The organism is Nocardioides sp. (assembly GCF_035547795.1).
Taxonomy (GTDB): domain Bacteria; phylum Actinomycetota; class Actinomycetes; order Propionibacteriales; family Nocardioidaceae; genus Nocardioides.
The window spans coordinates 1-13,123 of record NZ_DASZUF010000038.1 but is presented as its reverse complement, the minus strand read 5'-3'; the positions used below and the strand labels follow the sequence as shown (position 1 = coordinate 13,123).

Here is a 13,123-nt window from a genome sequence, read left to right as displayed (position 1 = left end):
ATCGCGGTGATCGAGATCGGCGGCCAGCTGCACGCGCTCGACGCCGACGGCGTCGTGTTCAGCAGCTACAAGAGCGCACCCGCCGGGCTGCCCAAGGTCTCCACCCCGGCCGGGACCGACGCCGCCGCGCTGCGCCAGGCGGCCCAGGTGGTCACCGCCATGCCGCGCGACCTCGCCGACCGGGTCGATCACGTCGAGGTCAAGAGCGTCGACGAGATCTCGCTGGCGCTCTCCGCCGGCCAGACGGTGCAGTGGGGGAGCGCGACCGACTCCGCGACCAAGGCCGAGGTGCTCGCCGCCCTGCTCAAGGCCCAGCCGCACGCGAAGGAGTACGACGTCTCCGTGCCGGGCCAGCCCGTCACCTCCGGCTGAGGCCCCGCCTCTGCCCGAGGCCACGCGTCTCTCCAAAGTGTCACGGTGACACTTTGCGCCCGGGGTGACACCTGCGAAGTGTCACTCTCGCCGCGAACTGTCACCGTGACACTTTGGGGCGGGTGCGATCCCGGCGCAATTCTCGGCTAACCCGCGACACGCCCCGCGTGTCTGCGCGATCCGACCCTGCCTGCTGCCTAGTGTTCTGACCACGGCGAGGTTGACATAACTATAACCCTCAGGATGAGGGTAAGGGTTGAGGGACACGCCGAAAGAGACTTCGGGAAGACAGCGTCGACGAGAAGGGGCGGCACCGTGGGAGCTGCACAGAACTACCTGGCGATCATCAAGGTCGTCGGCATCGGTGGCGGCGGGGTGAACGCCGTGAACCGGATGATCGAGGTCGGCCTCAAGGGGGTCGAGTTCATCGCGATCAACACCGACGCCCAGGCGCTGCTGATGAGCGACGCGGACGTCAAGCTCGACATCGGTCGCGAGCTCACCCGCGGGCTGGGCGCCGGCGCCCAGCCGCAGGTCGGCGAGAAGGCCGCCGAGGACCACATGGACGAGATCGAGGAGGTCCTCAAGGGGGCCGACATGGTCTTCGTCACCGCCGGCGAGGGCGGCGGCACCGGCACCGGCGGCGCTCCGGTCGTGGCCCGGATCGCCCGCAGCCTGGGCGCGCTGACGATCGGCGTGGTCACCCGGCCGTTCAAGTTCGAGGGAGCGCGGCGCGCCAAGTCGGCCGAGGAGGGCATCGAGCGGCTTCGCGAGGAGGTCGACACCCTCATCGTGATCCCGAACGACCGGCTGCTGTCCATCTCCGACCGCAACGTCTCGGTCATCGACGCGTTCAAGCAGGCCGACCAGGTGCTGCTGCAGGGCGTCTCGGGCATCACCGACCTGATCACCACCCCCGGGCTGATCAACGTCGACTTCGCCGACGTCAAGGCGGTGATGAGCAACGCCGGCTCGGCGCTGATGGGCATCGGCTCGGCCCGCGGCGAGGACCGTGCCGTCGCCGCCGCCGAGATCGCGGTGGCCAGCCCGCTGCTGGAGGCGAGCATCGACGGCGCCCACGGCGTCCTGCTCTCCATCGCCGGCGGCTCCGACCTCGGCCTGTTCGAGATCCAGGAGGCGGCTGCCCTGGTCGCCGAGGCGGTCCACGCCGACGCCAACATCATCTTCGGCACCATCATCGACGACGCCCTCGGTGACGAGGTCCGGGTGACGGTCATCGCCGCCGGCTTCGACGGAGGTCTGCCGAAGAAGCGTGAGACCACCCTGCGCGGCCAGGACGTGCGCCCGGCCGTCCAGGCCGCCCCGGCCCAGGCGCGCGAGCAGCGTCCGGAGCGCCAGCAGGAGCCGGCGCGGCAGCAGGAGCAGCGCGTCGCCGTACCGGCCGGCCCGAGCACCCCGCCGCCGGCGCGCCAGGCCGCGCCCTCGGTCCAGTTCGGCGACGACGACCTGGACGTGCCGGACTTCCTCAAGTAGGCACGTGTACTCCTTCCGCAGCGCTCACGGCCCCGTCGACCTGGCCTTCACGGACAGGTACGGCGGGGTCAGTGCTGCGCCGTTCGACGAGCTCAACCTGTCGGTGAGCGGCGATGACGACGAGGCCGCGAAGACCGAGAACCACCGGCTGCTGCTCGCCGACTTCGCGCCCGGCGCCCGGCTCGCCGACCTCTACCAGGTGCACGGCGACACGGTCGTGGAGGCGGTGCCGGGGGAGAGGCCGGAGGCCGACGGCATCGTGACCGACCGCACCGACGTGGTGTTGCTGGTGCGGGCCGCGGACTGCCTGCCGATCCTGTTCGCCGATCCCGAGGCCGGCGTGATCGGCGCCGCGCACGCGGGGCGCAAGGGCGTGGCCGCGGGCGTGGCGGTCGCCACCGTGGAGCGGATGCGCGCGCTGGGCGCCCGCGACGTCACCGCCTGGCTGGGCCCCTACGTCTGCGGCGGCTGCTACGAGGTGCCCGAGCAGATGCAGGCCGACGTCGCGGCGGTCGTCCCGGCCAGCGTCGCCACCACCGCCTGGGGCACCCCCAGCCTGGACCTGGGCGCCGGCGTCCGCGCCCAGCTGGAGAAGCGGGGCGTGCGTGTGGTCGACGCTTCCCGCTGCACCCGGGAGTCGCCCGACCTCTACTCCTACCGCCGCGACGGCGACCGCGCCGGCCGGTTGGCCGGCGTCATCCGGAGGCGGCCGTGACCCGCCGGGACCAGCTGAGCGCCAACCTGGCCACCGTGCGCGAACGGATCGCCGCCGCCGAGCGCGCGGCGGGGCGGCCTGCCGGCGAGGTGGGGCTTGTCGTGGTGACCAAGTTCTTCCCAGCCTCCGACGTACGGCTGCTGGCCGGGCTCGGTGTCACCGACGTCGGTGAGAACCGGCATCAGGAGGCGCAGGCCAAGGCTGCCGAGTGCGCCGACCTCGGCCTGACGTGGCACTTCATCGGCGGGCTGCAGAGCAACAAGGCCGCGGCCGTCGCCCGGTACGCCGAGGTCGTCGAGTCGGTCGACCGGGCCGAGCTGCTGCCCCGGCTGGCCCGCGGCGCCGCCGAGCGCGGCCGACCGCTGGACGTGCTGCTGCAGGTCAGCCTCGACGGCCCCGGCGCCGAGCATCGCAGCGGCGTGGCGCCCCAGGGCCTGGCCGAGCTGGCCGCCGCCACCGTGGCGCACGAGGAGCTGCGACTGCGCGGCCTGATGGCGGTGGCACCACTGGGTGCCGACGCGGGCGAGGCGTTCGCGCGGCTGGCCGAGATCAGGGCCGCCTTCCTCGCCGACCACCCCCGGGCGACCCGGCTCTCGGCCGGGATGAGCGGTGACCTCGAGCAGGCGGTCGAGCACGGTGCGACACATGTGCGTGTCGGGTCCGCGGTGCTCGGTTCGAGGCCCACTCTCACGTAATGTTCAAGACGATCCACCAATCGGAAGGTAGAGACCCATGAGCGGCGCGATGCGCAGGATCGGTGAGTACCTCGGTCTGCTCGAGGACACCGGCCGGTACGACGACGAGCAGTCGTTCGACCGCGGCTACGACCGGGCCGAGACGGGCTACGAGCCGGAGTACCAGAGCGAGCCCGCGCCCCGGGTCCGGGAGCAGCGCGCCCGCGAGCAGCGGCCCGCACCGGTCGCCGACCTGGCCGAGCGCCGCCGGCCCTCCGTCGTACCGGCGCCGGTGGAGCTGTCCCGGATCGTCACGGTGAACCCGAGCGCCTACAACGAGGCGCGCACGGTCGGCGAGACCTACCGCGACGGCATCCCGGTGATCATGAACCTCACCGAGATGGACGACGCCGGTGCCAAGCGGCTGGTCGACTTCGCTGCCGGGCTGGTCTTCGCCACCCGCGGTGACATCGAGCGGGTGACCAACAAGGTGTTCCTTCTCTCACCGCCGAATGTGACCATCGCGGCGGAGGACAAGGCGCGCCTGGCCGAGGGTGGGTTCTTCAACCAGAGCTGACCTTCTCTAGGCTGTCGACCGCCATGCATGCGATCGGGGTCGTCCTCTATGTCCTGCTGTGGGTCTTCCTGGGCCTGCTGTGGGTGCGGTTCATCGTCGACTGGGTGCAGGTCTTCGCCCGGTCCTGGACGCCGCGGGGGATCCTGCTGCTGGTGCTGGAGACCGTGTACACGATCACGGATCCGCCGATCAACGCGCTGCGACGGGTGATCCCGCCGCTGCGGATCGGGACGGTCGCCCTGGACCTGAGCTTCCTGATCGTGATGCTGGCGGCCTGGATCCTGCTGCAGCTGGACGTCAGGTACCTGATCTGAGGATGGCAGCAGACGCGGGGGAGTCGCCGCCGTCTGCAAGCGCTACAGTTTCGACTCAGCACACTGTTGGACACACGAGCGATGAATGGGTGAGGTCATGCCGCTGACGCCAGAGGACGTGAGCAACAAGCGCTTTACTCCCGTCCGGCTCCGCGAGGGCTACGACATGGGCGAGGTCGACCAGTTCCTCGACGAGGTCGAGGCCGAGCTCGCGCGGCTGACCAAGGAGAACGACGACCTGCGGTCGAAGCTCGCCGAGGCGCAGCGCGCCGGTGGCGCCGCGGCCGCGCCGGTGGTGGAGCAGGCTCCCGCGCCCGTGATCGAGCAGGCTCCGGAGCCGACGCCGGCCCCGGCGGTCGCCCCGGTCGCCGCCGCCGCGACGGGTGCCATCGAGACCATCCGCGTCGAGACCGTCCCGGAGGCGTCGAACGCCGCGGCCCGGCTTCTCGAGCTGGCCACGCGCAACCACGACGCGCTGATCGAGCAGGCCAAGAACGACGCCGACAAGATCGTCGGCGAGGCCCGCACCAAGGCCGAGCGGCTCGAGTCGGAGTCGAAGGAGAAGGCCGACAAGCTCGAGTCCGACGCGCGCACCCGCGCCTCGATGCTCGACTCCGAGACCGCCGCGCGTCGCCAGCAGCTCTTCGGCGACCTGGAGCGGGAGAAGGACAAGCTGACCGCCGAGGTGGAGGGTCTGCGGTCCTTCGAGCGCGAGTACCGCTCGCGGCTCAAGAGCTACTTCACCCAGCAGCTGGAGGCGCTCAACACCTCGCCGGAGACCACCGCGCCCAGCGGTGGCGACGAGGCGCCGGTCGCCCCGAAGCGGCTGCGCTCGATCCTCGGCGAGGAGGAGGGCTGAGCCCTCGGCCCCTGGCCCGCGCGACGCGGTCGGTCCGGTACGGACCGGCCGCGTCGGCGTTTTTCCGGCGGTTGCGAGACGTTGGTTGAGTGCCGCCTGTGCAGCGGCTACCCTCCCCGCACACGCTGTGGCCCGTTGCCCAGCATCCTCTGCTCAGAAAGCGAGCGTCGTGGCGAAGAAGGCAACCCCCGTGAAGGTCTCGGTCGGCTCTCTGGTGGTCAAGGAGGGCGAGGAGCCCTGGACCATGGCGGAGCTGGACGAGGTGCTGGCCGAGCTCAACACCGCCCGCGCCCACAGCCTCGTGGTGCTCGAGGCGGCCGAGATGGAGCTCTCCGGGCTGATGAAGGACTCCGGTGACGGCGCCGGACAGGACCAGGCCGACGTCGGAGCGACCAGCTTCGAGCGCGATCACGAGCTCACCGTGGTCAACAGCGAGCGCGACAAGCTGCTGCAGATCGAGCGGGCGCTGGGGCGCATCGAGGACGGCTCCTACGGTGTGTGCGAGTCGTGCGGTCAGCCGATCGGCAAGATGCGGCTGATGGCCTTCCCGCGTGCCACACTGTGCATGACATGCAAGCAGCGCGAGGAGCGTCGCTGAGCGACGCGGACACCGAGGCCCACCCGACCGGACCCACCGGGGCGCTGCGGCTGCTCTTCGTCGCCGTCGCCCTGGTCCTGTACGGCGTGGACCAGGGCACCAAGGCACTCGCCGCAGCGCACCTGACGCCCGGGGAGCCCCGGAACCTGGTCGGGTCGCTGCTGCGCCTGGACCTGACCCGCAACGCGGGCGCGGCGTTCAGCACCGGCACCTCGCACACGGTGTTGTTCACGGTGCTGGCGATCGCCGCGCTGGTGGTCACGCTCTACTTCGCGGCGCGTGCCGGCACCCCGCTGTGGGCGGTGGCGCTCGGCGTGCTGGCCGCCGGCATCGCGGGCAACCTCACCGACCGGATCGCCCGCGCGCCGCAGGGCTTCAGCGGGCACGTGGTGGACTTCCTTGAGCTGCCGCACTGGCCGATCTTCAACGTCGCCGACATCTGCATCAACATCGCAGCGCTGCTCATCCTGATCCAGGCCTATCGCGGCGTGCGGCTGGGCGGAGGGACCGGCAAGGGGCAGGAGGCGTGAGCGACCAGCGCACGCTGTTCGTCCCCGACGGGCTCGACGGGGAACGGCTGGACGCCGCGATGGCGCGGCTCTTCGGCCTCTCCCGCACCCGCGCCGCCGAGCTGATCGCGGGCGGCCTGGTCACCCTCGACGGCCGCGATGTCGCCAAGTCCGAGCGGGTCAGCGCGGGCGCCATGCTCGACGTCACCATCCCGGTCGAGCGCGACCCGCTGGAGATCGTGCCCGAGATCGTGGAAGGCATTCGGATCGTCCACGACGACGACGCCATCGTGGTGATCGACAAGCCGGTCGGCGTCGCCGTCCACCCCTCGCCGGGGTGGACCGGTCCGACGGTCGTCGGCCACCTGCGCGCGGCCGGGTTCCGGATCTCGACCTCCGGGGCGACCGAGCGCGAGGGCATCGTGCAGCGGCTCGACGTGGGCACGACGGGGCTGATGGTGATCGCCAAGCAGGAGCACTCCTACTCGGTGCTCAAGCAGGCCTTCCGGGACCGGACGCCGCACAAGGTCTACCACGCGCTGGTGCAGGGGCACCCGGACCCGCTGGAGGGCACCATCGACGCCCCGATCGGACGGAACCCGAGGTTCGACCACAAGTTCGGGGTCCGCGCCGACGGCCGGCCCTCGATCACACATTACGAGACGCTCGAGGCGCATCGGTTCGCCTCGCTGCTCGAGATCCATCTGGAGACCGGCCGCACCCACCAGATCCGGGTGCACATGAGTGCCACCAAGCACCCCTGTGTGGGCGACCTGACCTACGGCGCCGACCCGACCCTGGCCCGCCGTACCGGCCTGACCCGGCAGTGGTTGCACGCTCACCGGCTCGGGTTCGAGCACCCCGAGACGGGGGAGTACGTCGAGTTCTCCTCGCCGTACCCGGAGGACCTGCAGCACGCCCTGGACGTGATCCGGCAGGCGGCCTGAGCGTGCTGCCTGCTCATCGAGGTAGGCAGCCGAACCCGCACTTCCCGCGCGGAGTTCCGCTGGGGAGGCGTGGGTTGATCGGCATACCTCGATGAACCGACAGGTCGTCCTGCGGCCCGCCGAGCCGGCCGACGTCCCCGACCTGGTCGCGCTGCAGGTGGCGGCCCGGGCGGCGGCGCCGATGCCGGCCAACATCCACCCCGACGATCGGATCCACGACTTCCTGGCCGGCCGCTTGCGGCGCGACGAGGTGTGGGTGGCCGAGCTCGACGGTGCGGTGGCGGCGTACGCCCGCTTCACCCGGACCTGGCTCGACGACCTCTACGTCCACCCCGACCACCAGGGCGCCGGCCTCGGAGGCGCCCTGCTCGACCTGGTGAAGTCGCTGCGGCCCGATGGCTTCGGACTGTGGGTCTTCGAGTCCAACGAGCCGGCGCGCCGGTTCTATGCGAGGCAGGGGCTGGTCGAGACCGAGCGCACCGACGGGTCGGCCAACGAGGAGCGCCGACCGGACGTGCGGATGGAGTGGTTCGGCGACTGAGCCCGGCGCCCTGTGGAGGTGGCGAGCAGAACTGTCGGACCCTCGTGAAACGCTGGTCCGGTCGCCCAACCTCGACCGTCGACCGGGTAGTCTGAGGCCCTTCCCCAGAGCCTGGTCGCGGCCAGTGACCGACCCTGCTGACGCATGCCCAGATCGCCCCGGGAAGGGGAGTGAGATGTCGAACGACTCGTTCGTCCACCTCCACGTCCACACGGAGTACTCCATGCTGGACGGGGCGAGCCTGCTCGACGGCCTCTTCAAGCGCACCAGCGAGCTCGAGATGCCCGCGATCGCGATGACCGACCACGGCAACCTGCACGGTGCCTACGACTTCTACTCCAAGGCGAAGAAGTACGGCGTCAAGCCGATCATCGGCATCGAGGCATACCTGACCCCCGGCACCCCGCGGACCGAGCGCAAGCGGGTGCGGTGGGGCAAGGGCGACCAGTCCGAGGAGGGCGGCGACGACGTCGCCGGTGGCGGCTCCTACACCCATATGACGATGTGGGCCGAGTCGACCGAGGGGATGCACAACCTCTTCCGGCTCTCCTCCCGCTCCAGCCTGGAGGGCTACTACTTCAAGCCCCGGATGGACAAGGAGCTGCTGCAGACCTACAGCAAGGGGATCATCGTCTCCACCGGCTGTCCCAGCGGCGCGATCCAGACCCGGCTGCGGCTGGGCCAGTGGGACGAGGCGGTCCGCGAGGCCGGCGAGCTGCAGGACATCTTCGGCCGCGAGAACGTCTATCTCGAGCTGATGGACCACGGCATCTCCATCGAGAAGCGGGTCCGCGACGACCTGCTCAAGCTCGGTCGCCAGCTGGGCATCGAGCCGATCGCCACCAATGACTCCCACTACAACAATCCCGAGGACGCCAGCGCCCACGAGGCGCTGCTGTGCGTCCAGTCGGGCAGCCGGCTGAGCGAGCCGCCGTACAGCAAGGGCGGCAAGCGGTTCGCGTTCGAGGGCGCCGGCTACTACATCAAGTCGGCCGCGGAGATGCGCGAGCTGTGGGCCTCCCAGGACCTGGAGCGGGCCTGCGACAACACCCTGCTGATCGCCGAGCGGTGCGAGGTGGAGTTCCATGAGTCCACCGGCGGCTACATGGCGCGCGCCGAGATCCCTGCCGGTGAGACCGAGGAGTCCTGGTTCCGCAAGGAGGTCTGGCGCGGGATCGAGATGCGCTACCCGGGTGACAAGCTCACCCAGGAGGTCCGAGACCGCGTCGAGATGGAGCTCGGCGTCATCTCGCAGAAGGGCTACTGCGGCTACTACCTCGTGGTGGCCGACTTCATCCAGTGGTCCAAGCGCAACGGCATCCGGGTGGGGCCGGGCCGTGGTTCGGGCGCGGGCTCGATCGCGGCGTACGCGCTGAAGATCACCGACCTCGACCCGCTCGAGCACGGGCTCTTCTTCGAGCGCTTCCTCAACCCCGAGCGCCCCTCGATGCCCGACTTCGACATCGACTTCGACGACCACCGCCGCGGCGAGGTCATCCAGTACGTCACCGAGAAGTACGGCGCCGAACGCGTCGCCCAGATCGCCACCTTCGGCCGGATCAAGGCCAAGCAGGCGATCAAGGACGCCGCCCGCATCCTCGACCACGGCTTCGCCATCGGCGACAAGATCACCAAGGCGCTGCCGCCCGACGTGATGGGCAAGGGGGTGCCCCTCAAGGAGCTCTTCAACCCCGAGCACAAGCGCTACAACGAGGGCCAGGAGTTCCGCACCCTCCACGACACCGACCCCGAGGTGCGTCGCATCTACGAGACCGCCGTCGGTCTCGAGGGCCAGATCCGCCAGACCGGCGTGCACGCCGCGGGCGTGATCATGTCGAGCGAGCCGCTGATCGACATCGTCCCGCTGATGGATCCCAAGCAGGACGGCCAGATCATCACCCAGTTCGAGTACCCGACGTGTGAGTCGCTCGGTCTGGTCAAGATGGACTTCCTGGGCCTGTCCAACCTTCACACGCTCGAGGACGCGCTGGCCAACATCAAGGCCAACCGGGGCGAGACGGTGGTGCTGGAGGAGGTGCCCTTCGACGACCGGGCCACCTACGAGCTGATGGGCCGCGGCGACACGCTCGGCGTCTTCCAGCTCGATGGCGGCGGCATGCGGGCGCTGCTGCGCTCGATGCAGCCCGACCAGTTCGCCGACATCACGGCGGTCTCGGCGCTCTACCGCCCCGGCCCGATGGGTGCGGACTCACACAACAAGTACGCGCACCGCAAGAACGGTCGCCAGCCGATCGAGCCGATCCACCCCGAGCTTGCCGAGCCGCTGGAGTCGGTGCTGGGGGAGACCTACGGCCTGATCGTGTATCAGGAGCAGGTGATGGCGATCGCGCAGGTGCTCGCCGGCTTCTCGCTGGGCGCCGCGGACAACATGCGTCGCGCGATGGGCAAGAAGAAGAAGGAGGAGCTCGACAAGCAGTACGCCGGGTTCGAGTCCGGCATGCTCGAGCGGGGCTACTCCAAGGACGCGGTCAAGACGCTGTGGGAGATCCTGGTCCCCTTCGCCGACTACGCGTTCAACAAGTCGCACTCGGCCGCCTACGGCGTGGTCACCTACTGGACCGCCTACCTCAAGGCCAACTACCCGACCGAGTACATGGCCGCGCTCCTGACCTCGGTCAAGAACGACAAGGACAAGATGGCGATCTATCTCGGCGAGTGTCGCCGGATGAAGATCGCCGTGCTGCCGCCCGACGTCAACGAGTCCTCGCACGACTTCACGGCGGTGGGCAACGACATCCGCTTCGGCCTCACCGCGGTGCGCAACGTGGGTCACAACGTCGTCGACGGGATCGTCAGCGCCCGCGAGGAGAAGGGCCGCTACGCGGACTTCAACGACTTCCTCGACAAGGTGCCGGCGATCGTGTGCAACAAGCGCGTGATCGAGTCGCTGATCAAGGCCGGCGCGTTCGACGACATGAAGCACCGGCGGCGCGCGCTGGTGGCGGTGCACGAGACGGCGGTGGACCAGTACGTCGACATCAAGCGCAACGAGGCGATCGGCCAGGACTCGCTCTTCGGCGGCCTAGACGACGAGATGGCCGGCTCGTTCGGCGTCTCCGTCCCGATCCCGGACCTGGACGAGTGGGACAAGATGACCCTGCTCGGCCACGAGCGCGAGATGCTCGGGCTCTACGTCTCCGACCACCCGCTGCTCGGCCTGGAGCACGTGCTCTCCAACGGCACCGACTGCACGGTGGGGCAGCTGCTCGCGGACGAGGACCGCCCGCACAACTCCACTGTCACCATCTGCGGCCTGGTCACCAACGTGCAGCGGCGGATCACCAAGAAGGGCGATCCCTGGGCGACCGTCACCATCGAGGACCTCGACGGTGCGATCGAGGTGCTGTTCTTCCCGAGCAGCTACGTGCTGGCGGCGCCGCTCCTCACCGAGGACGCGATCATCCGGGTCAAGGGCCAGCTCTCCCGCGACAAGGACCAGCCCGAGATCCGCGGCCAGGAGGTCACGGTCCCGGATCTGACCGACGGCCCGAGCGGGCCGGTCGTGATCAGTCTGCCGGCCACGCGATGCACGCCGCCGGTCGTCGCATCGCTGCGCGATGTGCTCGGCACCCACCCCGGGATGACCGAGGTGCGGCTACGGTTGCTGACACGGGAGTCGACCCGCGTGATGCGGCTCGACGACCGGCTGCGGGTCACCCCGAGTCCCGCCTTGTTCGCCGACCTCAAGCAACTGTTGGGACCAGGATGTCTGACCAGCTGACCACCTCGGGTCCGCCGCCGGGTGCGCCCGACGCCCCCGCCGATCCGGCACCCGGGGCGGCGGCACGTCCGGACTGGCGCGGCGCGCTGCTCCAGGGGCTGATCGTGGTGGTCGGCTTCGTCGCGGTGGGTGCGCTGTGCGGGCTGATCTGGGAGGCGCTGTGGAGCCCGGCGCCCGGCGCCGTGGTCAAGCACGTCTGGTACCCCATCTCCTGGGACCGCGCCCAGCCGGTCGCGTTCGCCGGGACCGGCTGGTTCGTCATCGTCAGCATCGTCGCCGGCGCCCTGCTCGGTGCGCTCGCCGGGTGGCGGTTTGACCGCGCCGAGCTGGTCACCCTGGTGGCGGTGATCGTCGGCGGCCTGCTGGCGGCGTACCTGATGCGCGAGGTCGGCCTGCACCGCAGCCCGCCTGACCCCCAGCACCTTGCCAAGACCGCCGCCGACGGCACCCGGCTCCCCAGCAACCTGCGACTGAGCGGTTGGGGCCTGCTGGCGGCGTTCCCTGGCGCCGGGCTCGCCGGCCTGGCGACCGTCCTTCTCACCGTGAGCAAGCGCGTCAAGCAGGAGTAGGCGCCGGCCTGCCTGGGTAGGCTGCCGACGTCCGACCGACCAGGGGGTAGCACCGTGTCCGAGCAGCAGCCCGGCCCGCCGTCGTACGGCGCGCCGCAACCGGGTGGGATCCCCGCCTCCTACGGCACCCCGCCGCCTCCGCCCGACTACCTGACCGCCGGCCCGGTGGGGGACGACTCGGGTGACGGTGGCGGCTCGAACAACCGGCGTTGGTGGTATGTCGGCAGCGGGGTGGTGGCCGCCGTCGCCCTGGTCGGCGGTGGCATCGCGGTCGCCGCCACGCATCTCGACCACAGCCGTGACCCCGGTGCGGCCGCCGGGCTCCCGAGCGACACGCTCGCCTACGCGGCGGTCGACCTTGATCCGACCGCGGGGCAGAAGATCGAGGCCATCCAGGCGCTGCGAAAGTTCCCGGCGTTCACCCAGGGGGTCAGGCTCGACCCGACCGCCGATCTGCGCCAGAAGCTGGTCGTCCAGGCGCTGGGTGCCTCCGGCTGCGACCTGAGCTGGGACAAGGACGTCAAACCCTGGGTCGGCACGGACCTGGGCGCTGCCGTCGTCCCGACCAGCAAGGACGGCCCGCAGCCAGTGGTCGTGATCGGCACCAGCGACGCGGCCAAGGCCAAGAGTGCGCTGCCCAAGATCCTGGGCTGCGGCGGTGCCGACCAGTCGGTCGGCGTCGACGTCACCAAGGACTGGGTCGTTCTCGCCAGGACCGATGCCATCGCCCAGAGTGTCGCCCAGGGCGCCGCGAGTGGGTCGCTGGCCGACGACAGCGGCTTCAAGACGTGGACCAGCCGCACCGGCAACCCGGGCGTCGCCACGTTCTACGCCGCGCCCAGCGCCGGTCCGGCGCTGGCCAGCAACCTCGACAAGCTGGCTCCGATGATCGAGCGCGGGATGATGGCGAGCAGCTCGTTCAGCTCCGGTTCGGGCAGCGCCAGCGGCACCGGCGACATGGTCACGGCGGAGCCGGGCTTCCAGCCGGACACGCCCGCGGCCTACAGCTCCACCCTGACGGTGACCGACGACGACCCGCTCGCCTCGATCTGCGGCGGCGCCGCGTCGGGCTCCGGCTCGTCGGGCCCCTCCGGTCCTGTGGATCCGCTCGGCCCGATGGTGAGCCAGGAGAAGGCGCAGCGGGCGAAGTTCGGCGGCGGGGCGGCGACGCTGCGCTTCGCGCACGGCGGGTTCGAGATGGAGGTCGCCGCG

The 13,123-nt window shown here is 70.5% G+C and carries 14 protein-coding genes; all 14 read left to right on the top strand.

Features of this window, described 5'->3' with window-relative positions; genetic code table 11:
- On the top strand, nucleotides 1–372 hold a 372-nt coding region (locus VHA72_RS03250; protein ID WP_325573011.1), incomplete at its 5' end, for a cell division protein FtsQ/DivIB.
- Nucleotides 373–687: 315 nt separating this feature from the next.
- Nucleotides 688–1,866, top strand: a complete 1,179-nt coding sequence (ftsZ, locus tag VHA72_RS03245) for a cell division protein FtsZ (protein ID WP_325573010.1) — start codon at nucleotides 688–690, stop codon at nucleotides 1,864–1,866.
- A 4-nt stretch (nucleotides 1,867–1,870) separates the two neighbouring features.
- Complete coding sequence (gene pgeF / locus VHA72_RS03240; protein ID WP_325573009.1) at nucleotides 1,871–2,581, top strand: peptidoglycan editing factor PgeF; 711 nt, start codon at nucleotides 1,871–1,873, stop codon at nucleotides 2,579–2,581.
- Complete coding sequence (locus VHA72_RS03235) at nucleotides 2,578–3,276, top strand: YggS family pyridoxal phosphate-dependent enzyme (RefSeq protein WP_325573008.1); 699 nt, start codon at nucleotides 2,578–2,580, stop codon at nucleotides 3,274–3,276. Before pgeF ends, VHA72_RS03235 begins: the two co-directional genes overlap by 4 nt.
- Before the next feature lie 37 nt (nucleotides 3,277–3,313).
- Nucleotides 3,314–3,832: a cell division protein SepF gene (locus VHA72_RS03230; protein ID WP_325573007.1), complete on the top strand. Its 519-nt coding sequence runs from the start codon at nucleotides 3,314–3,316 to the stop codon at nucleotides 3,830–3,832.
- Between the two features lie 23 nt (nucleotides 3,833–3,855).
- Nucleotides 3,856–4,146 carry a YggT family protein gene (locus VHA72_RS03225; protein WP_325573006.1) on the top strand — a complete coding sequence of 97 codons (291 nt, stop codon included), beginning with the start codon at nucleotides 3,856–3,858 and terminating at the stop codon, nucleotides 4,144–4,146.
- 97 nt (nucleotides 4,147–4,243) lie between these two features.
- Nucleotides 4,244–5,005: a DivIVA domain-containing protein gene (locus VHA72_RS03220; RefSeq protein ID WP_325573005.1), complete on the top strand. Its 762-nt coding sequence runs from the start codon at nucleotides 4,244–4,246 to the stop codon at nucleotides 5,003–5,005.
- 190 nt (nucleotides 5,006–5,195) lie between these two features.
- Nucleotides 5,196–5,603, top strand: coding sequence for a TraR/DksA family transcriptional regulator (locus VHA72_RS03215; protein ID WP_325573004.1), 408 nt, complete (start codon nucleotides 5,196–5,198; stop codon nucleotides 5,601–5,603).
- On the top strand, nucleotides 5,576–6,133 hold the full coding sequence (gene lspA, locus VHA72_RS03210; protein WP_325573003.1) for a signal peptidase II: 558 nt from the start codon (nucleotides 5,576–5,578) through the stop codon (nucleotides 6,131–6,133). Before VHA72_RS03215 ends, lspA begins: the two co-directional genes overlap by 28 nt.
- Complete coding sequence (locus VHA72_RS03205; RefSeq protein WP_325573002.1) at nucleotides 6,130–7,059, top strand: RluA family pseudouridine synthase; 930 nt, start codon at nucleotides 6,130–6,132, stop codon at nucleotides 7,057–7,059. The genes lspA and VHA72_RS03205 overlap by 4 nt, the downstream gene beginning before the upstream one ends.
- Before the next feature lie 91 nt (nucleotides 7,060–7,150).
- Nucleotides 7,151–7,600 carry a GNAT family N-acetyltransferase gene (locus VHA72_RS03200; RefSeq protein ID WP_325573001.1) on the top strand — a complete coding sequence of 150 codons (450 nt, stop codon included), beginning with the start codon at nucleotides 7,151–7,153 and terminating at the stop codon, nucleotides 7,598–7,600.
- A gap of 175 nt (nucleotides 7,601–7,775) precedes the next feature.
- Nucleotides 7,776–11,342, top strand: coding sequence for a DNA polymerase III subunit alpha (gene dnaE / locus VHA72_RS03195; protein WP_325573000.1), 3,567 nt, complete (start codon nucleotides 7,776–7,778; stop codon nucleotides 11,340–11,342).
- A complete protein-coding gene (locus VHA72_RS03190; RefSeq protein ID WP_325572999.1) occupies nucleotides 11,327–11,911 on the top strand; it encodes a hypothetical protein in 585 nt (194 codons plus the stop codon). The genes dnaE and VHA72_RS03190 overlap by 16 nt, the downstream gene beginning before the upstream one ends.
- Nucleotides 11,912–11,965: 54 nt before the next feature.
- On the top strand, nucleotides 11,966–13,123 hold a 1,158-nt coding region (locus VHA72_RS03185; protein WP_325572998.1), incomplete at its 3' end, for a DUF3352 domain-containing protein.